Origin of the sequence: Mesorhizobium sp. M8A.F.Ca.ET.218.01.1.1 (assembly GCF_004791165.1) — a bacterium.
GTDB lineage: Bacteria > Pseudomonadota > Alphaproteobacteria > Rhizobiales > Rhizobiaceae > Mesorhizobium.
The window spans coordinates 97432-119773 of record NZ_SRUZ01000012.1 but is presented as its reverse complement, the minus strand read 5'-3'; the positions used below and the strand labels follow the sequence as shown (position 1 = coordinate 119773).

Annotated in this window: 22 protein-coding genes; 13 read left to right on the top strand and 9 right to left on the bottom strand. The window is 62.9% G+C overall.

Annotation, left to right across the window (positions count from 1 at the left end; translation table 11 throughout):
* Positions 1 to 7: 7 nt before the first annotated feature.
* Positions 8 to 1321 carry a YeaH/YhbH family protein gene (locus EN861_RS32075; protein ID WP_135867566.1) on the bottom strand — a complete coding sequence of 438 codons (1314 nt, stop codon included), beginning with the start codon at positions 1319 to 1321 and terminating at the stop codon, positions 8 to 10.
* 19 nt (positions 1322 to 1340) lie between these two features.
* Positions 1341 to 3290 carry a PrkA family serine protein kinase gene (locus EN861_RS32070; protein ID WP_127276018.1) on the bottom strand — a complete coding sequence of 650 codons (1950 nt, stop codon included), beginning with the start codon at positions 3288 to 3290 and terminating at the stop codon, positions 1341 to 1343.
* A gap of 425 nt (positions 3291 to 3715) precedes the next feature.
* Here EN861_RS32070 and EN861_RS32065 point away from each other — a divergent pair, with 425 nt between their 5' ends.
* Positions 3716 to 5269 carry an acetolactate synthase large subunit gene (locus EN861_RS32065; RefSeq protein WP_135867565.1) on the top strand — a complete coding sequence of 518 codons (1554 nt, stop codon included), beginning with the start codon at positions 3716 to 3718 and terminating at the stop codon, positions 5267 to 5269.
* Between the two features lie 7 nt (positions 5270 to 5276).
* Here EN861_RS32065 and EN861_RS32060 read toward each other — a convergent pair whose 3' ends face one another.
* A complete protein-coding gene (locus EN861_RS32060; protein ID WP_127276016.1) occupies positions 5277 to 5579 on the bottom strand; it encodes a BolA family protein in 303 nt (100 codons plus the stop codon).
* Positions 5580 to 5756: 177 nt separating this feature from the next.
* Here EN861_RS32060 and EN861_RS32055 point away from each other — a divergent pair, with 177 nt between their 5' ends.
* The 6 genes from EN861_RS32055 to EN861_RS32030 all read left to right on the top strand — a co-directional run bounded on the left by EN861_RS32055 (position 5757) and on the right by EN861_RS32030 (position 11410).
* Entirely contained in the window at positions 5757 to 6386 is a 630-nt protein-coding gene (locus EN861_RS32055; protein ID WP_127276015.1) for a J domain-containing protein, read from the top strand.
* 123 nt (positions 6387 to 6509) lie between these two features.
* Complete coding sequence (cobS, locus tag EN861_RS32050) at positions 6510 to 7496, top strand: cobaltochelatase subunit CobS (RefSeq protein WP_127276014.1); 987 nt, start codon at positions 6510 to 6512, stop codon at positions 7494 to 7496.
* 11 nt (positions 7497 to 7507) lie between these two features.
* Positions 7508 to 9406 carry a cobaltochelatase subunit CobT gene (gene cobT / locus EN861_RS32045; protein ID WP_127872205.1) on the top strand — a complete coding sequence of 633 codons (1899 nt, stop codon included), beginning with the start codon at positions 7508 to 7510 and terminating at the stop codon, positions 9404 to 9406.
* Positions 9403 to 10431 (top strand): esterase-like activity of phytase family protein, encoded by a 1029-nt coding sequence (locus EN861_RS32040; RefSeq protein ID WP_127872206.1) that lies wholly within the window; start codon positions 9403 to 9405, stop codon positions 10429 to 10431. Before cobT ends, EN861_RS32040 begins: the two co-directional genes overlap by 4 nt.
* Before the next feature lie 113 nt (positions 10432 to 10544).
* Positions 10545 to 10928, top strand: a complete 384-nt coding sequence (locus EN861_RS32035) for a metalloregulator ArsR/SmtB family transcription factor (protein WP_127872354.1) — start codon at positions 10545 to 10547, stop codon at positions 10926 to 10928.
* Entirely contained in the window at positions 10925 to 11410 is a 486-nt protein-coding gene (locus EN861_RS32030) for an SRPBCC family protein (RefSeq protein ID WP_127872207.1), read from the top strand. Before EN861_RS32035 ends, EN861_RS32030 begins: the two co-directional genes overlap by 4 nt.
* Positions 11411 to 11435: 25 nt before the next feature.
* Here EN861_RS32030 and EN861_RS32025 read toward each other — a convergent pair whose 3' ends face one another.
* From EN861_RS32025 to rpmB, 3 genes are all read right to left on the bottom strand, one after another.
* Positions 11436 to 12116: a hypothetical protein gene (locus EN861_RS32025; RefSeq protein ID WP_135867564.1), complete on the bottom strand. Its 681-nt coding sequence runs from the start codon at positions 12114 to 12116 to the stop codon at positions 11436 to 11438.
* A gap of 3 nt (positions 12117 to 12119) precedes the next feature.
* Positions 12120 to 12803, bottom strand: a complete 684-nt coding sequence (locus EN861_RS32020; protein ID WP_127872209.1) for a queuosine precursor transporter — start codon at positions 12801 to 12803, stop codon at positions 12120 to 12122.
* A gap of 180 nt (positions 12804 to 12983) precedes the next feature.
* The gene (rpmB, locus tag EN861_RS32015; RefSeq protein WP_010911765.1) at positions 12984 to 13280 is read right to left on the bottom strand and encodes a 50S ribosomal protein L28; all 297 of its coding nucleotides are present in this window, start codon (positions 13278 to 13280) and stop codon (positions 12984 to 12986) included.
* 259 nt (positions 13281 to 13539) lie between these two features.
* On the opposite strand from rpmB, the gene EN861_RS32010 reads away from it, so the two are divergent.
* Genes EN861_RS32010 through EN861_RS32000 form a run of 3 tightly spaced genes read left to right on the top strand, consistent with a single transcriptional unit; the run spans position 13540 to position 16000 of the window.
* Positions 13540 to 14328, top strand: coding sequence for a DUF3108 domain-containing protein (locus tag EN861_RS32010; RefSeq protein ID WP_127276009.1), 789 nt, complete (start codon positions 13540 to 13542; stop codon positions 14326 to 14328).
* Between the two features lie 44 nt (positions 14329 to 14372).
* Positions 14373 to 15329 carry an EamA family transporter gene (locus EN861_RS32005; RefSeq protein WP_127872210.1) on the top strand — a complete coding sequence of 319 codons (957 nt, stop codon included), beginning with the start codon at positions 14373 to 14375 and terminating at the stop codon, positions 15327 to 15329.
* Positions 15326 to 16000 (top strand): lysoplasmalogenase, encoded by a 675-nt coding sequence (locus tag EN861_RS32000; RefSeq protein WP_127872211.1) that lies wholly within the window; start codon positions 15326 to 15328, stop codon positions 15998 to 16000. The genes EN861_RS32005 and EN861_RS32000 overlap by 4 nt, the downstream gene beginning before the upstream one ends.
* On the opposite strand, the gene EN861_RS31995 is transcribed toward EN861_RS32000, so the two are convergent.
* Both EN861_RS31995 and gloB read right to left on the bottom strand, forming a co-directional pair.
* Positions 15997 to 16416 carry a cupin domain-containing protein gene (locus EN861_RS31995; RefSeq protein WP_127872212.1) on the bottom strand — a complete coding sequence of 140 codons (420 nt, stop codon included), beginning with the start codon at positions 16414 to 16416 and terminating at the stop codon, positions 15997 to 15999. The genes EN861_RS32000 and EN861_RS31995 overlap by 4 nt on opposite strands.
* Before the next feature lie 22 nt (positions 16417 to 16438).
* Positions 16439 to 17206, bottom strand: coding sequence for a hydroxyacylglutathione hydrolase (gene gloB / locus EN861_RS31990; RefSeq protein ID WP_127872213.1), 768 nt, complete (start codon positions 17204 to 17206; stop codon positions 16439 to 16441).
* A 262-nt stretch (positions 17207 to 17468) separates the two neighbouring features.
* Between gloB and EN861_RS31985 the strand changes: the two genes are divergently transcribed.
* The 3 genes from EN861_RS31985 to EN861_RS31975 all read left to right on the top strand — a co-directional run bounded on the left by EN861_RS31985 (position 17469) and on the right by EN861_RS31975 (position 21114).
* Positions 17469 to 18257, top strand: coding sequence for a methyltransferase domain-containing protein (locus tag EN861_RS31985; RefSeq protein ID WP_127280784.1), 789 nt, complete (start codon positions 17469 to 17471; stop codon positions 18255 to 18257).
* A gap of 136 nt (positions 18258 to 18393) precedes the next feature.
* Positions 18394 to 20211, top strand: coding sequence for an ABC transporter ATP-binding protein/permease (locus tag EN861_RS31980; protein ID WP_135867563.1), 1818 nt, complete (start codon positions 18394 to 18396; stop codon positions 20209 to 20211).
* 99 nt (positions 20212 to 20310) lie between these two features.
* On the top strand, positions 20311 to 21114 hold the full coding sequence (locus tag EN861_RS31975; protein WP_127278629.1) for a DUF1194 domain-containing protein: 804 nt from the start codon (positions 20311 to 20313) through the stop codon (positions 21112 to 21114).
* Between the two features lie 64 nt (positions 21115 to 21178).
* Here EN861_RS31975 and EN861_RS31970 read toward each other — a convergent pair whose 3' ends face one another.
* On the bottom strand, positions 21179 to 22102 hold the full coding sequence (locus EN861_RS31970) for a glycosyltransferase family A protein (protein WP_135867562.1): 924 nt from the start codon (positions 22100 to 22102) through the stop codon (positions 21179 to 21181).
* Positions 22103 to 22342: the final 240 nt, after the last annotated feature.

Sequence of the window (22342 nt, the reverse complement as noted above, 5' to 3'; positions counted from 1 at the left end):
AGCTCCCTCACGCTCTCTTAAGGAGAGTCGGCTGTCTGCCGAAGAGCTGGCGAAAGACCGGGTAGATATCGGCGGGCGTGGCGATGCGGCTCATCTGGAAGTTCGGCCATTTCAGGTCGATCGCGCTATAGGCACGCCATAGCGATGTCCCGTTCTCGGTCGTGCCGAATATATGGGCTTCGCGCTCGTCGATGATCTCGACATAGGCAAAATACTGGCACAGCCGCATGAGCTTGCCGTCGAGCAGGGCTATGCAGCGCTCGGAATCGGTGATGGAATTGTCTCCGTCCGAGGCCTGGGCGGCATAGATGTTCCACTGGCTGGCCGGATATCGCTGCTCGATGATGCGATGCATTTCCTCGAGCGCGGTGGAAACGACGGTACCGCCGCTTTGGGTGCAATTGAAGAATGTCTCCTCGTCAACCTCCTGCGCCTCGTGGGTATGGCGAATGAAGACGATTTCGATCCGGTCATAACGCCGTTTCAAAAACAGGTGCAGCAGCACGAAGAAGCGCTTGGCCAAATCCTTTTCGCGCTCACCCATGGACCCGGACACATCCATCAGACAGAACATGACGGCATTGGCGTTCGGCACGGGCTGGGGATCGAAGCGGTTGAATCGAATGTCGACAGGATCGACATAGGCAATTCGCCTGCGCCGCCGCTCCAATCGGTCCAGCTCCTCGCGCAATGCCGCAATGCGCTGGCGCGTTGCCGCGCTGGATTGCACCAACTCGAGCATGGCGATCTCCTCGAGGATCGCGTCCAGCTCGCCCTGCTTGGGGCGCCTCAGCGCAATACGCCGGCCATGACTGTTACGCATCGTGCGCCCAACATTGATGTTGGTGGGTGAGCCGGTAGCGGCGAAGCCAGCCCGGCGCGGCTTGAAGGCAAGGATTTCCTTGAGGTTGAGCTTGACCATATCCGGGAGTTCGAGATCCTCGAAAAAAAGATCGAGCACCTCTTCGCGTGACAGCACAAAACGAAAGTCGTCTTCAGACACGGTGTTTCCCGGGGACGACGCCCCGGCGCCGCCGCCCTGGCCGGGCTTGGGGATCAAATCTCCAGGAGAGAAATGCCTGTTGCCCGGCAGGATGTACTGGCGCCTGCCGCTGTTCCTGGCGTTGTTGAAGGTCGGCTCGCCCGTGCCTCTGTCGGGCATGGGCACTGCGTGCTCGGCATCCACGTCGGCGATCCTGCCGATGCGGATCTGATCGCGCAGGCTTCGCTTGAGTTCTTCCCGAGCGCGCCTGAGGAACCGCTGGCGATTGCCCAGGCTCTTGTCCTTCGGATTCAGGCGGCGGTCGATGAAAATAGGCATGGAACCATTCGGGCCTCTCTTAACCCGCCTTGTTCACCCGCATGTACCAGTCGACAAGCCGGCGCACCTGCCGCTCGGTGTAGCCGCGTTCCACCATGCGCTGCACGAATTCATTGTGCCGCTTTTCCGTGACGCTGTCCTGCTTGGAGCCGAAACTGATCACCGGCAAGAGGTCTTCGACCTGGCCGAACATCCGCTTCTCGATGACCTCGCGAAGTTTCTCATACCCTGTCCAGGACGGGTTGCGGCCGTGGTTTCGCGCCCGGGCACGCAACGTGAATTTGACCACTTCATTGCGGAAGTCCTTGGGATTGGCGATGCCGGCCGGTTTCTCGACCTGTGACAATTCCTTGTCCAATACCTCGCGATTGAGAATCTGGCCCGTGTCGGGATCCTTGTAGTCCTGGTCCTCAATCCAGGCATCGGCATAGGCGATGTAGCGGTCGAAGAGGTTCTGGCCATATTCGCTGTATGATTCCAGATAGGCTTTCTGAATCTCGTGGCCGATGAACTCGGCATAGCGCGTTGCCAGTTCCGACTTGATGAAGTCGAGATAGGCGCCTTCCGTTTCCTTTGGAAACTGCTCGCGCTTGATCGCCTCTTCCAGGATGTACATCAGGTGCACGGGATCGGCAGCCACCTCCTTGGTGTCGTAGTTGAATGTCTGGGACAAGATCTTGAAGGCGAAGCGTGTGCTTACGCCGGTCATGCCTTCGTCGACGCCGGCTGCATCGCGATATTCCTGGACCGACTTCGCCTTGGGATCGACTTCCTTGAGGTTCTCACCGTCATAGGCGCGCATCTTGGTGTAGAGCGGCGAATTATCGTGCTCGGCAAGGCGGGTCGAGACCGTGAATCGGCTGAGAATGTCCATCACTTCAGGTGCGCAGGGGCTTGCGGCCAGGTCGCTCTCGCGCAGCAGCTTTTCATAGATCTGCCGCTCTTCGGTGATCCGCAGGCAATACGGTACCTTGACCACGAGGATGCGGTCGAGAAAGGCCTCGTTGTTCTTGTTGTTTTTGAACTGTTGCCATTCCGATTCGTTGGAATGGGCAATGATGATGCCCTGGTAGGGAAAGGCCCCGAAATTCTCGGTACCGTTGTAGCTGCCTTCCTGGGTCGCCGTCAGCAACGGATGCAGGACCTTGATGGGTGCCTTGAACATCTCGACGAATTCGAGCAGGCCCTGCGTGGTCCGGTTCAGTCCGCCGCTGTAGGAATAGGCGTCCGGGTCGGATTGGCTGAAATTTTCCAGCTGTCTGATGTCGACCTTGCCGACCAGGGCCGAGACATCCTGATTGTTTTCGTCGCCAGGCTCTGTCTTGGCAATGCCGATCTGGCGCAGCCGGGAAGGCATCAACTTGACCACGCTGAATTTGGAAATGTCGCCGGACAGTTCGTCGAGTCGCTTGGCCGCCCATGGCGAGATGAGCCCATGCAGCCGGCGTCGGGCTATGCCGTATTTATCCTCCAGCAGGTCGCCCATGCGATCGGGGTTGAAAAGGCCAAGTGGCGATTCGAAAACCGGGCTGATCTGGTTGCCGACCTTCAGCGTGTAGATCGGGCGCTGTTCCATCAATTTCTTCAGCCGTTCGGCCAGGGAGGATTTGCCGCCGCCGACAGGGCCGAGGAGGTAGAGGATTTGCTTGCGCTCCTCGAGTCCCTGGGAGGCATAGCGAAAATAGCCGGCGATACGCTCGATCGTTTCCTCCATGCCGTAGAAGTCGGAGAAGGAGGGATAGATTTTAAGGGTGCGGTTCGAAAAGATGCGGCCGAGCCGTTCGTCCTTGCTGGTGTCGACCAGGTCGGGTTCGCCGATCGCCTCGACCATCCGTTCAGGCGCCGAGGCATACATTGATTTGTCCTCTCGGCAGGCAAGGAGATACTGCTGGAGGCTGGTTTCTTCCTGGGCGGCGTTGGCATAAATCTCCGAAAAAAGGTCGAAGACGTCGGACTGATTGTCGCGCATAGTGCTTTGCCCTCAGAGCCGTGCTGGCTACCTAATGGCTCATCACATATTCAACTGCCGGAACGCATGGTGGTTCCCTTTATTAGGAGCGCGCGTGCATTTGGCATTGAAACCCGAGACGCCAGCCATCTGGCCGAAATGCTTACCCAATACTTAGGTGGTGATGGCCAGACGAGGTCGTCAAGGGGCAGATATTGATTTCGTGATCTGCACGGTATTGAAGCGCGTTGATGCGGCCTGAGGCGGCGAGAGTTGCGACCCGGTTCGAGTTCGACGAAGCCTGGTGGCCGCGCCAGACGGTCGGTTGACCCAGCCGATTGTCACTTGCCCATTCTGTGGCTGGATCATGCCAAAAGCGTCGGCGGAATATTGCGGCGCGGACATGCGCGGGTGCAATTGCTCCTCGTTAACGGGAGAAAATTTGCATGAATGGCGCCGATGTCCTGTGCGACGTGCTGCTGGCCAATGATGTGACGGTGTGCTTCGCCAACCCCGGCACATCCGAAATGCATTTCGTCGCCGCGCTCGACCGCAAGCCGCGGATGCGTTGTGTGCTTGGCCTGTTCGAGGGCGTGGTGACCGGTGCGGCCGACGGCTATGCGCGCATGACCGATCGCCCCGCCGCGACGCTGCTGCATACCGGGCCGGGGCTGGCCAACGGTCTTGCCAACATGCACAACGCAAGGCGCGCCAGGAGCCCGATGATCAACATCGTCGGCGACCATGCCTCATACCATCTGCCGCTCGACGCGCCCCTGACCAGCGATATCGAAGGCCTGGCGGCGCCGATGTCGAACTGGGTGCGCCGCATCGAAGGGCCTGCCGATGTCCAGCCGGCCACGGAGGCGGCCTTTCGCGCCTCGCTGACGCCGCCGGGCGTCACGACGCTGATCCTGCCGGCGGACGCGGCCTGGGGGGAGGCTGACGCGGTTTCGCCCAGCAAGGTTATCCTTTCACCGCCGCCGGCCGTCGACGTGGATGCGGTGCGTAAGGTTGCCGCGGCGATCCGCTCCGCGCCCGGCCGTGTTGGCATGATCGTTCGCGGGCGGGCGGCGCGCGCCGATGCGCTCGAGATCGCCGGCCAGATTTCGGCGGCCTGCGATGTCAGGCTGTTCAGCGAGGTCCTGATCGCCAGGATGCAGCGCGGGCGCGGACGTGTCGCGCCGACGCGCATTCCCTATCCTGTCGACGCGGCGACGGCAGCGCTCAGGGATATCGATGTTCTGGTGCTGGTCGGCGGAAAGGAGCCGGTCGCCTTCTTTGCCTATCCGGGAAAGCCGGGACGGCTTGTCCGTGACGACTGCCAGGTGCTGACGCTCGCCGGCCACGGCCAGGACTTGCATGCGGCGCTGGAAGCGCTTCGCGGTGAACTTGGCGTCAAGCCATCGCAACGGACGGCGGTTGCCAGCGCGTTTCCCGACGAGGCGACGCCGAACGGCCCGCTGACGGAAGACGCCATTGCACTGTCTGTCGCGAGAAAGCTGCCGGCCGACGCGATCGTCTGCGACGAGGCCGTCACCTCGGCGCGGCGTTTTTTCGCGCTGTCGGCCTTTGCCGCGCCCCACGATTACATGATGGGCACGGGCGGGTCGATCGGCGGCGGCATTCCGCTGGCGACGGGTGCGGCGATCGCCTGTCCCGGCCGCAAGGTGGTCAATCTGGAGGCCGACGGCAGCGGCATGTACACGGTGCAGGGCCTGTGGACTCAGGCGCGGGAACATCTCGACGTGGTGACGATCGTCTTTTCCAACCGCGCCTATGCGATCCTGCATGGCGAGATGAAGAATGTCGGCGTGAACGCGATCGGTGAGAATGCGCGGCGCATGCTCGATCTCGACCATCCGGCGCTGGACTGGGTTTCGCTGGCCAAAGGCATGGGCGTGGAGGCTGCGCGTGCGGATACCTGCGAGCGGTTCGACGCGCTGCTCGACGCTGCCTTGTCTCGCCCGGGGCCGTTTCTGATCGAAGCGGTAATCTGACCGGTTCTTACCAGCGCGTCTGTTCGCCGGGCGCCGCCGGCTCGATCGCCAGCGCGTGCACGCCGGCCTTCAACTCGTCGGCCAGCAGTTCGTTGACGGCGCGGTGACGGTCGATGCGGCTCATGCCGGCGAAATTCGGCGAGACGATGCGGACACGGAAGTGCGTCTCGCCGGTGCCGTCGAACTCGGCGTGATGGCCGGATTCCACGTGATGATGGCCGGCGTGCAGATGGCTTTCGTTGAGGATGACCAGCCGGTCCGGCGAAAATGCCTTGTTGAGCTTGTCTTCCATGGTCGCCTGTATGGACATCGTTTTCTCCCTTCACCACATATGGTTGGCGCTGCCGTGAAAACCGGAAATCGGTCTCACCAGGCCGCTGGCGCGCAACAAAATCGGTCATTCGCCTGCTTTAAGCCGCGATTCAGCGGTTAGGGCGATGATCGCGAAAATGTCAATTCTTGTTTCGCATCTGCGAACGCCCCATAAATGGGTGAGATGAAGCCGTATCCCAAATATTTCGAGAAGATTCGCGTTCGCCCCGACAAGGACGCGGAGGTGAAGTCGCACGCGCCGATCTGCCAGTGGGATGGCTGCAAGGAGGCGGGCACGCATCGCGCGCCGGTCGGGCGCATGAAGGAGGGCGAGTATTTCCGCTTCTGCTTCGACCACGTGCGCGAGTACAACAAGGGCTTCAACTACTTCTCCGGCGTGCCGGACACCGAGGTCGCGCGCTTCCAGAAGGAAGCCATGACCGGCCACCGGCCGACCTGGAAGATGGGCGTCAACGGCGCCTCGACACGCTCCTCGCCCGATATGGCGCAGATGCGCTCCGGCCGCGCCGGCTACTACAACCGCATGCGCGACCCGTTCGACCTGTTCAAGGGGCCGAAGGATCCGCGCGAGGCGCGCGAGCGCAAGGCGAAGCCCCTTGAGGCCAAGGCGCTGGAAACGCTTGGCCTTGATACAAAGGCGACTGGCAAGGACATCAAGGCGCGCTATAAGGAACTGGTGAAGCGTCACCATCCGGATGCGAATGGCGGCGACAGAGGTTCGGAAGACCGGTTCCGCGATGTGCTTCAGGCCTATCGCGTGCTCAAACAGGCGGGCCTGTGCTGAGCGACCCTACGGTTCGTGTCGTTTTCCAACTTTCATAAGGTTGGAAAAGGCTTTAAGACCGCCCCCGAACAAAATCGATTGCCGGCGAAACGCGACGTTTCGCTTGTGGAGACGTTGAGAGATATGAACAAGGTCGATCGCGATATCGCCAACCTGCCCGACACGACGGTGTCGGTGAAGGAGAAATTCGGCTTCGAGTCCAAGATGGTGGTGCCGGCCTATTCGGTGACATCAGAGCATGTGCCCGACATTGATCCCGACTATCTGTTCGACAAGGCGACGACCTTGGCGATCCTCGCCGGCTTTGCCTACAACCGCCGCGTCATGGTGTCGGGCTATCACGGCACCGGCAAGTCGACCCATATCGAACAGGTTGCCGCCCGCCTCAACTGGCCTTGCGTGCGCGTCAACCTCGACAGCCATGTCAGCCGTATCGACCTCGTCGGCAAGGACGCGATCGTGGTCAAGGACGGCTTGCAGATCACCGAATTCCGCGACGGCATCCTGCCCTGGGCCTATCAGCACAATGTCGCGCTATGCTTCGACGAATACGATGCCGGCCGTCCCGACGTGATGTTCGTCATCCAGCGCGTGCTGGAATCGTCCGGCCGCCTGACGCTGCTCGACCAGAGCCGGGTCATCCGCCCGCATCCCGCGTTCCGGCTGTTCTCGACCGCTAACACCGTCGGTCTGGGCGACACCACCGGCCTCTATCACGGCACCCAGCAGATCAACCAGGCGCAGATGGACCGCTGGTCGATCGTCACCACGCTGAACTATCTGCCGCACGACAATGAAGTGAACATCGTGCTGGCCAAGGCCAAGCACTATCGCGACACCAAGGGCAAGGACATCGTCAACAAGATGGTGCGCGTCGCCGATATGACGCGCTCGGCCTTTATCAATGGCGACCTGTCGACGGTGATGAGCCCGCGTACCGTCATCACCTGGGCCGAGAATGCCGAGATCTTCGGCGATGTCGGCATGGCGTTCCGGCTGACCTTCCTCAACAAGTGCGACGAGCTGGAACGCTCGGTGGTTGCCGAGTTCTACCAGCGCGCCTTCGGCCAGGATCTGCCCGAGAGCGCGGCCAACGTGGTGCTGGGCTAAGCAGAGCGTCGATGGCGGGTCCGGGCGACAATACGCGCAACAAGTCGAAGACGGGGTCTGAAGCCGATAGCTTCAAGCGCGCCGTCACCGTCTGCATGCGCGCCATCGCCGGCGATAAGGAGATGGAAGTCGGCTTCGCCAAGGACAGGCCGGCGCTGGCCGGTAGCCGCGCGCGGCTGCCTGAACTGCCCAAGAAGGCATCGAAGACCGACATCGCGATCACCCGCGGGCTCGGCGATTCCATGGCGCTGAAGCGCGCCTGCCACGACGTGCGCATCCACAGCAAGCTGGCGCCCGAAGGCAAGGCAGCCCGCGCCATCTACGACGCGGTCGAACAGGCCCGCGTCGAGGCGATCGGCAGCCGCGCCATGCAAGGCGTCGCCGACAATATCGGCTCGATGCTGGAGGACAAGTACGCCAAGGCCAACCTCGTCGACGTCAAGGACAAGGCCGACGCGCCCATCGAGGAGGCGCTGGCGCTGATGGTGCGCGAAAAGCTGACCGGCCGGCCGGTGCCGAAGAGCGGCGAGCGGCTGGTCGAACTCTGGCGCCCGTGGGTCGAGGAGAAGGCAAAGGCGGACCTCGACGGCCTGTCGGAGAAACTCGAGGACCAGCAGGCCTTCGCCCGCGTCGTGCGCGAGATGCTCGCCTCCATGGAAATGGCCGAGGAACTCGGCGACGACCAGGAGACCGAAGACTCCGAGGACAATGACGACAACCAGCCGCAAGGCGAGGAACAGAGCGAGGAGGGCGGCGAAGACGATTCCGGCTCCGAGCAGTCGCAATCCGAGGACGCCGAGGCATCGGCGGACGACGAGCAGTCGGCCGAGACCGAAGCCTCCGACGCGACGGCCGACGATCTGTCGGATGACGACGATGCCGACGCCGAAACCCCCGGCGAGGCGCGCCGCAACGACAATCCCTTCACCAATCTGCCGAAGGAAATCGACTACAAGGTCTACACGTCAGCATTCGACGAGACGGTCGGCGCCGAGGAGCTCTGCGAAGAGGAAGAGCTCGACCGGCTGCGCGCCTTCCTCGACAAGCAGCTCGCCAACCTGTCGGGCGTCGTCGGACGGCTCGCCAACCGGCTGCAGCGCCGCCTGATGGCGCAGCAGAACCGGTCCTGGGATTTCGACCTGGAAGAGGGCTATCTCGATCCGGCGCGGCTGGTGCGCGTGGTTATCGATCCGATGCAGCCGCTGTCGTTCAAGCAGGAACGCGATACCAAATTCCGTGACACGGTGGTGACGCTGGTGCTCGACAATTCCGGTTCGATGCGCGGCCGGCCGATCACGGTCGCCGCCACCTGCGCCGACATTCTGGCGCGCACGCTGGAGCGCTGCGGCGTGTCGGTCGAGATCCTCGGCTTCACCACGCGGGCCTGGAAGGGTGGGCAGGCGCGCGAGAAATGGCTGAAGGACGGCAAGCCGCCGAACCCCGGTCGGCTCAACGACCTGCGCCATATCATCTACAAGTCGGCCGACCACCCGTGGCGGCGGGCGCGGCGCAATCTCGGCCTGATGATGCGCGAAGGCCTGCTCAAGGAAAACATCGACGGCGAGGCGCTCTTGTGGGCGCACAACCGGCTGATTGCCCGGCCCGAACAGCGCAAGATCCTGATGATGATCTCGGACGGCGCGCCCGTCGACGATTCGACGCTGTCGGTCAATCCCGGCAATTATCTCGAACGCCATCTGCGCGCCGTCATCGAACTGATCGAGACGCGTTCGCCGGTGGAGTTGCTGGCCATCGGCATCGGCCATGACGTCACGCGCTATTACCGGCGCGCCGTCACCATCGTCGATGCCGAGGAACTGGCCGGCGCCATGACCGAGCAACTGGCTTCGCTGTTTGCCGAGGAAAGCGCGAAGGATACGCGTCGCGGCGGCATGCGGCGCGCCGGATGATCTTTTTCCGAGGCGGGTTTCGGCACACGCTTTTCGCCGCCTTCGCCTTGCTTGCCGGCATGGCTTCGGCGCCAGCCGGTTCGGCCGACCCGGCTCCGGTTGAGCCTGTCGCGGTCTCGGCCCGCCCGATCACCGAATTCCATATTGGCCGTACCGACAAGCAGTTTGGCCAGCTCGAATTCGTCGGCGGGCTGGAAACGACCTCGCCATCACGTGATTTCGGGGCGCTGTCGGCCTTCCGGTTTCTGAAAGCCGGCAGTGATTTCATCGGCGTGGCCGACACCGGTTACTGGTTCTTCGGCTCGGTGGCCCGCGACGCTGACAGGCGGCCCGTTGGCATCCAGAATTTTCGCATGCAGCAGATGGTCGACCAGAACGGCCAGCCGATCGACGAAAAATGGGAAGTCGACGCCGAGGGCCTTGCGGTCAAGGACGGCATCGCCACCGTTGGTTTCGAGCGCAACCATCGCGTCGCCCAGTTCAAGATTGACCAAGACAATATGAAGGGGTCGTTCCGGCAGTTGGATTTCCTGGTGCCGGCGCGGGAGCTGCGGCAGAATCGCGGCTTCGAGACCGTCACCCATGCCAATGCCAACGGCCAGCATCAGGGCGGCCTGGTCGTGGTCTCGGAGAAGAGCCTCGACAAGGCCGGCAATATCTACGCCGCCATCATCGAAGGCCCGCACAAGGGCGTCTTCACCGTCAAGCGCAACGACGATTTCGACATCACCGATGGCGCCTTCCTGCCGGATGGCGATCTTTTGCTGCTGGAGCGCAGTTTCACCATGGCGGGCGGCCTCAAGATGCGGCTGCGGCGCATTTATGGAGAGAGCGTCGAGAAGGGCGCCGTCGCCGATGGGCCGGTGCTGCTGCAGGCCGACATGGGCTACCAGATCGACAATATGGAAGGTCTTGACGTCTGGACCCGCGATGACGGCGCGCTGATGGTGTCGCTGATCTCCGACGATAACCACTCGATCCTGCAGCGCAATCTCTACCTGGAATTCATCCTGCACCAGGATTGACTGGCACTCTGCCTGCTTGAAGTAGGGTCGACTGTCCGTCACTCGATCTACGCTGATCAAAACACTTTAGCACAGACTTGACTATTCGTGCGATCGGCGCAATACTCAAGTCCATGCTTAACCATTCCGAGATCGACAGCATCCTTCGCGCTCTCGTCGAACCCACCCGCCGGCAGATCCTGGAACGGTTGAGCAGCGGACCGGCCACCGTCAGCCAGCTGGCGGAGCCGTTCGGCATGACCTTCGCCGCCGTGCTGCAGCATCTCCAGGCGCTGGAGGCCTGCGGGCTGATCCGCAGTGAAAAGATTGGGCGGGTGCGCACCTGCCGGATCGAACCGGGCGGGCTCGCCCCGCTCGCCGACTGGATTGCCGAACGCCGCATACCGGCGGAACGCCATCTCGACCGTCTTGGCCAGATTCTGGCCGAGCCAGAGCCATCCCCAAAAGGCCAATCCTCCGAGAAAAGTCAGGATCAGGAAAAGGACAAACAGCAATGAACCAGATAGCCCCCGTCAAGGACGAGCATTCCGTCATCCATTCCACCTTCACCATCGAGCGCACCTATCCGCAATCGCCGTCGCGGGTCTTCCATGCCTTCGCCGACAAGGCGACGGTGCGGCGCTGGCGCATCGAAGGCGATGGTTTTGCCGTTGCCGAGTTCAGCTTCGACTTTCGTGTCGGCGGCGGCGAGGTGTCGAGGTTCAGCTATGGCGGCGGTCCGGAGGTCAGGCTCGACGCGCAATTCCAGGACATCGTCGCCGACCAGCGCATCGTGTTTTCCTACAGAATGGCGGTCGGATCGCAGCCCATGTCGGCATCCCTCACCACCGTGGGGCTGACGCCGTTGAGCGACGGCACAAGGCTGACCTATACCGAGCAGGGCGTCTTTTTTGATGGTGTCGATTCCGCCCAGGGGCGGGAAGAGGGGACCCGTGGCCTGCTGGAGGCCCTTGGCGCGGAACTTCAGAAGTCAAAGTAAGCGCGGACGCCGCTGGCGGCCTCGGTCAGGACCGTGAGCCGTTGGTGGCGATCCAGATGACATGGCGCGCGCCGCGCTTGCCGTTGGCGCGCGTGTTGACCTCCTCAAAGGCGAAGCCGGCCTGTTTCAGCCGCCGCGTGAAGCCGGCATCCGGGCCTTGCGACCACACCGCCAGCACGCCGCCCGGCTTGAGGGCGCTACGCGCGTCGCCGAGCCCTGCCAGGCTGTAGAGAGCGTCATTGCCCTTGTGGACGATGCCTTCGGGGCCATTGTCGACGTCGAGCAGGATTGCGTCCCAGGCTGCGGGCTCGGACCGTATCAACTTGCCGACATCGGCCTCGCGGATGGTGACGCGGGAATCGCCGAGCGAGCCGGCGAAAATCTCGGCCATCGGGCCGCGCGCCCAGGCGACGACGGCCGGCACCAGTTCCGCGACAACGATTTCGGCATTTCTGCCCAGTTCGGCGAGAGCAGCGCGCAGCGTAAAACCCATGCCAAGTCCGCCGATCAGCACCCTCGGCTGCCGATGGCCCGCGATCCTCTGGCAGGATAGTTTCGCCAGCGCCTCCTCGGATCCGCTGAGGCGGCTGTTCATCAACTCGTTGGTGCCGAGCATGATCGAGAATTCGGAACCGCGCCGTTTCAGCCGCAGTTCCTGTTGGCCATCAGGCGTTTTCGCGGAGTCCAGCTGGATCCAGGGAATCACGGCTTAGGCCGCGGCAACGGCCGGCTGGCTCCAGCGGGCGGCGAGCAGCCGGTAAGGGATCAGTGCCACGACAGCGATGATCAGTTTCACGCTGAGGTCGCCGAGCGCCCAGGACACCCAACGTATGGCCTCGACATGAAACACGCCCATCAACGGGGCGCTCTCCAGCGCGAAGCTGTCGCTTGGGCCGGCGAAGGCAAAGGCGGCCGAAAAGGCCACGCCGAAGAACACGACGGTGTCGAACACCGATCCGACCAGCGTGCCGACGATCGGCGCCCGCCACCAGCTCTGCCGGCGCAGCCGGTTGAACACGGAGACGTCGAGCAATTGCGCGGTCAGGAAGGCAGCGCCCGAAGCGGCCGCGATACGCACCAGCCGGTCGGCCGACGTCTCGAATTCGATGAAGCCGTGGCGAAACAGGAAGGGTGGGATCAGGATCGAGCACACTACCGCCGTCATGAAGCCGACAAAGACGATGCGGCGCGCCACGGCAGGTCCGTAGCGCCGGTTGGCAAGGTCGGTGACCAGGAAGGAGAAGGGGTAGGTGAACGCGCCCCAGGTCAAAACGTCGGCGAGCGACAGGCCGCCAATCTGGCCCTGCATGGGAAACTGCACGAGGATGTTCGATGCCACGACGACAAGCGCCATGGCGGCCACGAAAGGCAGGTATCGCGAAAAAGAAGACATTTTTTTATCCTGGGTAATGGAACCAGCGGAGCATCATGCCGATCGGGCGGTGCCCGCTTCGCAGTTGGGCATCGGATTGTCGAGCCTTGCGGATCTATCCGATGCTCAGTGGCCAACAAAAGATTGGCCAGAGGCCAACAAGAGGTTGGCCGGGGCGGTCGTCCCCCGCCTTATCTGATGTTACGCAGCGACCTGCTCGGCGAGCTTCTTGGCGATCTGCTTCTTCAGCAGGCGCGCGCGCTGCGACAGTTCCTTGACGTCGGCCTTGGCCAGGAAAGCGTCGAGACCGCCACGATGTTCGACCGAACGCAGCGCGTTGGCTGAGATGCGCAGGCGCACGTTCTGGTTCAGCGCTTCCGAAATCAGCGTCACATTGACGAGGTTCGGCAGGAAGCGACGCTTGGTCTTGTTGTTGGCGTGGCTCACATTGTTGCCGGTCTGGACTGCTTTGGCAGTGAGTTCGCAGGTGCGGGACATGGGTTCTAACCTTCAGTTCTTTCGTGACCTGCCAAACCTTTGTGCCCACGCCGGGTGGCGCGCGGTTCTGGTCAGGCGGCCTTATGGAAAAAGTTGGCGTTCCATAGTTGCATTTCACCGGGGCGTCAAGCTCCGGCTTCGCCACGGAACCGCCCGGCATTTCATATTAAGGCCGGATTTCCCCCTATAAGCGGTCTCATAGGGACATGCCAGACCGGAGTCGCCCGCCTCCGGCCCAAAATCAAGGATCCGATCCGCCATGCCTCGTTTGTCTCACGCGCTCGTCACCGCGCTTGCCATCGCCTTGCCGTCCGCCGCGTCGGCTGCGTCCCCGCAATCCTTCAAGGGCGAATACACGGTGTCGTTCCTGGGGCTCTCGATCGCGAGATCGACTTTCTCCAGCAGCTATCAGAGTGGCGTTTATGCGATCAATGGCACCGTCTCCGCAGCGGGTCTGGCCAAGCTGTTCGACGACACGCGTGGCACAATCTCGTCCAAGGGTACGATCTCCGGGCAGAAAATGGTGCCGCAGGCATTCCGTGCCGATTACACTTCCGGCAAGAAGGCATCCTCGATCGACATTCGCTTTGCCAATGGCAACGTGGCGTCGACGCAGGTCATCCCCGCGCCGGGCAAGCGCGACCCCAAGGCCTGGGTACCGCTCGGTGCCGGCGATCTGGCATCGGTACTCGATCCGATGGCCGCCACCGTCATCCATGCCGACAGCCCCGACCAGGTCTGCGGCCGCAAGGTCAAGTTCTATGATGGTGAGATGCGCGCCGACCTGACGCTGACCTACGCCTCGAAAGGAACGATCTCGGTGCCGGGCTACAAGGGCGACACAGTCACCTGCCAGATGGGTTTCGAGCCGGTGGCAGGCTACCGCAAGGGCCGCAAGGCGCTCAATTATCTCAAGAGCAAGAGCCGCATGATGGTGACGTTTGCACCGCTTGGCCAAACCGGCGTATATGCGCCGATCCACGCTACGGTCGGAACGCAGATCGGCACCTTGACCATCAGCGCCGGACGTTTCGAAGCGGTACAATAAGGCAGGCCACCGGGGACAGAATGGGGCGCGCCACTGGAGACAAAATGGGGCGCGCAACACTGATCGGCTTTTCGGCGGTCGCCATGTGGGCGTTGCTGGCGTTGCTGACGGACGCATCCGGCAAGGTGCCGCCATTCCTGTTGTCGGCGATCACCTTCTCGATCGGCACCGGTGTCGGGCTAGTCGCACGGCTGTTCATGCCGGCTGCCGACAGGGGCCAGAAAATCCCACCCCAGGTGTGGGTGATCGGCATTGCCGGCCTGTTCGGCTACCACTTCTTCTACTTCACCGCGCTGCGCAACGCGCCGGCGGTGGAGGCGAGCCTGATTGCTTATCTCTGGCCACTGCTGATCGTGCTCGGCTCGGCGCTGATGCCGGGCGAAAAACTGGCGTGGCACCATGTCGTCGGCGCGCTGCTCGGCCTTGCCGGCACCGTGCTGATCGTCACCAAGGGTGGCGGCCTGGCCTTCGATGCTCGCTATACCTTCGGCTATGCCATGGCCGCCGTCTGCGCCTTGCTATGGTCGTCCTATTCACTGCTGTCGCGACGTTTCCCGTCGGTGCCGACCAGCATCGTCACCTGGTTCTGCGCGGCAACCGCCGTGCTGTCGCTCGCCTGCCACCTGGCGCTCGAGGAAACAGTGCTGCCGGTCGGCGCCGGCCAGTGGCTGGCCGTGCTCGGCCTTGGCCTGATGCCGGTGGGCGCGGCCTTCTATGCCTGGGACATCGGCGTCAAGCGCGGCAACATCCAGGTGTTGGGTGCGGTAAGCTACGCGGCGCCGCTTTTGTCGACGCTGGTGCTGATCGCGGCTGGCGTCGCCGAGCCTTCGTTGCGCATTCTGGCCGCCTGCGTGCTCATCACCGGCGGCGCGGCGCTGGCGGCAAAGTCGCTGTTTCTGCGCATGTCCATTGCTATCGAGAGCGGAGCCGGGGCATCCGAAGACGGAGCCAGGGTATCCGAAGGTGGAGCCCGGGCATCCGAAGACGGAGCCAGGGCGTGACGATGCCGTTTGCCGGCGGCATCGACGCCAACGCCAATGCAACGCTGATCTTTTCGATGGTGGCGGCGGTGATCTATGCCTTCACATCAGGCATGCCGCCGACGCTGGCCCGCTCGGCGGGAAAGACGCTCTCTGTGGCCATGCTCGCCGCACTCGCCGCAATGCAGGGCGGCCCGCTGCTGCTGGTTGCCGCCCTTGCGCTGAGCGCGATCGGCGACGCCTTCCTGTCGCGCGACGGGGAAAGGGCATTTCTCGGCGGGCTGGCGAGCTTTCTCGTCGCCCACATCGTCTATGTCGCGCTGTTCCTGCGTAGCGGTGGCGGATTGGAGCTGCTTTCCGCCGAATCCTGGCGAGGCGCGATTGCACTGGCCATGGCGGTGTTCGCGATCGTGATGCTGGCAGCGCTCTGGCGCCGTGTCGGCCCCGGCCTGCGTATCCCGATCGCCGTCTATGTCCTTGCGATCCTGGCGATGGGCATGTCGGCGCTGACGACAAACAGTATCTGGGTGATCGGCGGCGCCGTGCTGTTCATGGCATCGGACGGGCTGCTTGCCACGGAGAAATTCCTGGTACCCGCCATCTCGCCGCATCGCGCCTGGATGCGCCTCGCCGTCTGGGTGCTGTACTACGCCGCCCAGCTCGCCATTACCCTGGGTTTCCTGCTGGGTTAGGGCTGCCAGCCCGGCTCGGCCAGTTCGAAGGCGGCGAAATCGAAACCCGGCGCGACGGTACAGCCGACCAGCGTCCACTCGCCCAGGCTGCGCGCCGATTGCCACCAGCCTGCCGGCACGACGATTTGCGGCCGTTCGCCCGCCGCGAGGTCGATGCCGAGAACCTGCTCGATAACGGCGCCGCCTTCTTCCCACATCGACAATGCCAACGGGGCGCCGGCATGGAAATGCCAGACCTCTGCGGCATCCTTGACCCGATGCCAGGCTGAAAGCTGGTGCCGTTCCAGCAGGAAATAGATTGCGGTCGAATGGCCGCGCGCACCGCCGGCTTCGTCGCGAAAGGTTTCCGCATACCAGCCGCCTTCCGGATGCGGCTTCAGTGCGAGCGTTGCTATGATTTGCGCGGAACTGGTCATTGGCAGGAAGCTCGCATGGCGCTCAGAAATTGTCCTTGCGCTTGCGGATCTCGGCGAAGACCTCGGCATCCCCGGCCCTTTCCATGCCCAGATGCTTGCGGATTGCCGGATCGTGCCAGCGCAGGAAGGGATTGGTCGACAGTTCCTCGCCGATCGTCGTCGGCAGTGTCGGCTTGTTGTCGACCCGCAGCGCCTCGATCCGCGCGGCGCGTTCCTTCAATGCCGAATTGGTGGGGTCGACGCTCAGCGCGAAACGGGCATTGGCGAGCGTGTATTCGTGGCCGCAATAGATTGTCGTCTCGGCCGGAAGGGCTGCGAGCTTCTTCAGCGATTCGTACATGACCGGCGGCTTGCATTCGAACAGCCGCCCGCAACCCAGCGCGAACAGCGTATCCGCGGTGAACGCGACTTTCGATGCCGGCAGATGGTAGGAGACATGGCCGGCGGTATGCCCGGGCGTGGCGATCACCTCGATGCGCTCATCGCCGAGATGAAGGACGGAGCCTTCTTCGACCGTTTCGTCGATGCCAGGGATTTTCGCCTTCTCCACCTCCGGGCCGACGATGCGCAGCTTGAAGCGCTCCTTCAGCGCCAGGTTGGCCTCGACGTGATCCATATGATGATGCGTGGTCAGGATGACAGTCGGCGTCCAGCCGGTGCGCTTGATGGCGGCCAGGATCGGCGCTTCCTCGGGCGCGTCGATGATCGCGGTCTGGCCGCTATTGGGATCATGCACTAAGACGCCGAAATTGTCGGTGCGGCACATGAACTGTTCGATTTCGACCGGCATCGCGTCTCTCCATTAGAGCGCCGTGCGTCCAGCTGGACGCACAAGGACGCTCTAACATTTTTTTGCTGCTGCATCGTGCTTTCCGAAATCGAAACCGATTTCGGGCCGATGCAGTACCGCCGCAGACATAGGGCGCCGCTTCGTGAATGTCATCCCGGGTGACAAAGCGAATAGTCATCCCGGGATGTCAAAATGACGTCCGCCGCGCCGACCACTTGGGCCTTTTGTTGAATCCGGCTGATATCACGGCTACATCCCTGACATGCATTCCGACATCGTCGACCTTCGCTCCTTCTATTCGACAACGCTCGGCCGGTTCGCCGAGCGCTCGATCACCATGGCGCTGTCGTCGATATGGGCCGCGGTGCCCAATGAGCGGCTCGTCGGCCTCGGCTATACCTTGCCCTGGCTGGAGCGCTTCGGCTCCGATGCCGAGCGGGTCTTCGCCTTCATGCCGGCGACACAGGGCGCCGTGGTCTGGCCGGCGACCGGGCCGACGGCAACGGCACTGGTCTTCGACGAGGAGCTGCCGCTGGTCGATTCCTGCATCGACCGCATGCTGCTCGTCCATTCGCTCGAACATGTCGAGAACCCGCGCGAAACGCTGAACGAGATCTGGCGGGTCCTGTCGCCGGCGGGGCGCGTCGTCATCGTGGTACCCAACCGGCGCGGTGTCTGGGCGCGCTTCGAGCATACGCCGTTCGGCAACGGGCGGCCGTTCTCACGCGGGCAGCTCACCGAACTGCTGCGCGAGGCGAATTTCACGCCGGCCGCCTGGTCCGATGCCCTGTTCTTCCCGCCATCGCGGCGGCACTTCATGATGCGCTTCCACAATGTGCTGGAGCGTGCCGGCCGGCGGCTGTGGCCGATCTTCTCCGGCGTCATCGTGGTGGAAGCGCAGAAGCGGCTTTATCAAGGCGTGCCGGTGGCCCAGCGCGCATCTCGCCGCGTCTTCATGCCGGTGCTGTCGCCGCATGGCGCGACGCGGCTCGGCCGCCGGGCCGAGGGAAGGGGTGCAGCATCGTCGGCTCGGCAAGTGACACCTTCGTGATCGCAATGGAAACTTGCATCGCGCGGCATGTTTCCGACCTATCTGTCGTGCTGGGCTCGCGGAGTGCTTGAGGGCTGCCGCCGTCGGCTCTCTTCATCCGGTTTCAGCTTCGCTACTGAATGCAAGGATCTCGGCCATGGCTGATCAACTGGACAATCAGGCCACCGTTCAACCGGTCGCCGTGGCCAGCAGCCTGCGCGATCAGGTGGCGACGATCAAACGGGCGCTCATCGGATCGCCGGTTCGCAAATGGTTGCTGTGGACGTCGGCCGGCATCATGGCCGTCATCGTCGCGACGTCGATCGGCCAGGTTCTGCTCAATCGCTGGAACCAACCCTTTTACGACGCGCTCGCGCGCCGCGACATGGCCGCCTTCCTGCATCAGCTTCTCGTCTTTGCCATGATCGCCGGCGGGCTGCTGGTGCTCAACATCGGCCAGACATGGCTCAACCAGATGATCCGGCTGAAGCTGCGCGAGGCGCTGACGCTGGATTTGATCGACCAGTGGATGCGGCCGGCGCGTGCTTTCCGGCTGGCCAATGCCGGCGCCATCGGCGTCAATCCCGATCAGCGCATGCAGCAGGATGCCGCGCATCTGTCGGACCTGTCGACCGATCTTGGTGTCGGCCTGCTGCAGTCGTTCATCCTGCTCGTGTCTTTCGTCGGCGTGCTGTGGGAGCTGTCCTCGGGCTTTGTGTTCCACATTGGTGGTTTGTCGCTGGCGATACCGGGCTACATGGTCTGGGCGGCGTTCCTCTATGCCGGCACCGCCTCCTGGCTGAGCTGGCTGGTCGGCCGGCCGCTCATCCGTCTCAACAGCGACCGCTATACGCGCGAAGCGGAGCTGCGCTCCTCGATGGTGCGCGTCAACGAGAACGTCGATGCCATCGCGCTGTACCGAGGCGAGGATGACGCCAGGCGACGGCTCGAACTCGACCTTGGCACGGTGCTGGGTGCCATGCGGCGCATCTACACCGCCCAGATCAACCTCTCCTGGGTAACCGACACCTATGGCTGGATCACCGTCGTGGCCCCGATCCTGGTTGCCTCGCCGGTCTATTTCTCGGGCGATATCAGCTTTGGCGGGCTGATGATGGCGGTCGGCGCCTTCAACCAGGTGCATTCATCGTTGCGCTGGTTCATCAACAACATCGGCAGCATCGCCGACTGGCGTGCCACGCTGATGCGTGTCGCCGACTTCCGCATCGCGCTCGATGAAACCGATGTGCTGCACGACAAGGAGAAGCGTATCTCCTTCGATGAAAACGCCAATGGCAGCCTGACGTTCGAGAAACTCCAGGTGGCCTCGCCGGCGGGTTGTACGAAGCTCTCCGACCAGCATGTCGAAATCCATGTCGGCGAGCGCGTGATGATCACCGGCGAGCCCGGCGCCGGCAAGACGCTGTTCTTCCGCGCCATTGCCGGCCTGTGGCCATGGGGGGGCGGAAAGATCGGCATGCCGGCGGGAGAAGCCCCCATCTTCGTGCCCCGTGTCCCTTACTTCCCCGCCGGTACGCTGCGCGAGGTGCTTGACCATCCCTATGGTGTCGCTCCGGCAAGCGATGCCGATATTTCGGCGGTGCTTGCCGAAGTCGGCCTCGAGCGGCTGTCATCCTCGCTCGACCGGTCGGCCCGCTGGGAGCGTGAGTTGGGCGATGACGAACAGCGATCGCTCGCCTTCGCCAGGCTTGCCTTGCGGAAGCCGAAATGGGTGATCATCGATGAAGCGATGGATGCGTTCGACGGCCCGTCGCTGAGGCGTGTGCTGTCGCTCATGGATAAGCATCTGAAAGGTGCCGCGATCATCAATATCGGGCGCGGCCTGCACAACAATCAGTTCTTCCCGCGTTCCCTGACGATCGTGAAGGATACCGGCGTGCCCCCGCTGAAACCCGCCCGTGTCAGGGCGGGCGCCATCGAACCGCCGCCAGTCGCCGCTCGGCGCAAGACATAGAACGGCCGGCATTCGGACTGGGCGGCCACGCCTGCCACAAGCTTTATTTCGCCGTGATCGCGAGCGAATGTCGCGATCGAAACATCGCTCGTGCTGGCCATGCTTGAGATAATGAGCCTGCTTGCCTGCTTGGCTTGCGCCGAGGCCGCTCCGGTTCCTTCGGCGCCAAATACGCTGGCCGTCGACGTCGAACTGGTGCTGGCGGTCGATATCTCGCTGTCGATGGACGAAACCGAGTTCGCCCTTCAACGCGCCGGCTATGTCGAGGCGCTGCGGCACGCCGATTTCATCCAGGCGGTCCGTTCCGGCCATACTGGGCGCATTGCGCTCGCCTATTTCGAGTGGGCCGGCACGGTGCGCGATGACGCGGTCATCGGCTGGCAGATCATCGACAGTGCGCAGAGCGCCAACAGCTTTGCCGACAAGCTTGCGGCCCGCCCTTTCCGGAGTTTCCGCGGTACCTCGATTTCGAGCGCGCTTGCTTTCGGCGCCGAGCTTTTCGACGGCACCAATTTCGCGAGCGAACGCAGCGTCATCGACATATCTGGCGACGGCCCCAACAATATCGGGCCGCCGGTCACTGTGACGCGCGATGCGGCCATTGCCAAGGGCATCGTCATCAACGGCCTGCCGATCCTGATCAAGCCATCACCGACCTTCAGCCATCTCGATCAGTATTATGCGCAGTGCGTGACCGGCGGACCTGGTTCCTTCGTGCTGCCGATCCATGCGGCCGCCGAATTCTCAACGGCGATCCGGCGCAAGCTGGTTCTCGAAGTCAGCGGCATTCAGGACAAGCCCAAAATCATGCCCGCCGAGATGGACGCGCCGATCGACTGCCTTCTGGGAGAACGGGACAGGCGGTTCCTGTCGGATCCCTATTTCCCGGAACTGGACCGATAGGCCTGGCCTTGGGCCAGGCAGTCCCCTGCAACGCGCCGTACTCGATCGCTGAGCTGCCGCCAGGTCAGGCCGGTGGAATTCCAAACTTCCCGCGAACCTCGTCGTAGAGGCCGCGCCGCCAGCGGCGGCCGTAGAGATAACCGGCGATCAGTTCCGGCAATGAATAACCAAGCGCGTCGGACGAGCGGTTGGCCATGTATCCAGCAAATGCCTGTGGTATCCGCCCCCGGAGAATATCGGCGATGATCTGCCGCGTGATCATAAAGGGTGGGACATGGGGGTAAGAGCGAGCGATGTGCGGGTGCTTACTCATCAGGATCGCATAGGCTTCGATATAGCCGTCCCGGCGGCCCGAAATCGAGTTCTGCGAATTGTGCTTCGTCCAGTCGATATCTTCCGATAATTGCGCGCCGAAGCGCTGTGCGAAGCGCAGCAGAAGCTCCCGGTCCTGCATCCGGGGAATGTCGCTGTCATAGCCGCCGATGGCCAGCAAGGCTTCCCGCCTCGCCGTTATCGCCGACCCGGCGATGAAGGCCGTCTGCGCAACCACCGCCCGCTCCAGCATCGCCGGATTGAGGAAAGCACGGCGGTTGACGCAGGCGGTGCCACGGCCAGCCTTCACCGAGACATATGAGGAGAGCAGGACTTCGAGCGCCGGATTGTCGTCGAACCATGCCAGCGTCCGTTCGAGCCGGTGTGGCAGGAAGAGATCGTCCGAATCAAGAAAAGTCACCACGGGCGCCCTCGCCAGCTCGATGCCGGCATTCCTGGCGGCATTGGCGCCGCGCCATTTCGCGCCGACATAGATCAGCCGAGGGTCGCGAATGCGCGCAAGCGCCGCTTCCGTCCCGTCGGTCGAGCCATCGTCGACGACGATATGCTCAAACCGCGCCATGCTCTGAGAAAGCACGCTTTCCACCGCGCGGAGCACCGTTTCGCGCCGGTTGTGAGTCGGGGTGATGACCGTGATGAGGGGCAAATGCTCCACGTCAGCTGTTTCCAGCGCGAAAATGCACTTTCCGATAGCTCTTCAGGATGGTTGAATGGATCGGACTTCCCCCTGGCTGGCCCTCATCGGGATTAAGTGCGACGCTACAAAAAACAACCTGTTATGTCACCCATTGTGCCGTCGTTCTGACGACAAGGGAATGGTGAATTCCGGCGCCTAGCGCTTCAACCGCAACACTTTTGCCACCGCTGGAATTGGCGGAAGCTCTTGGCGGTTGCG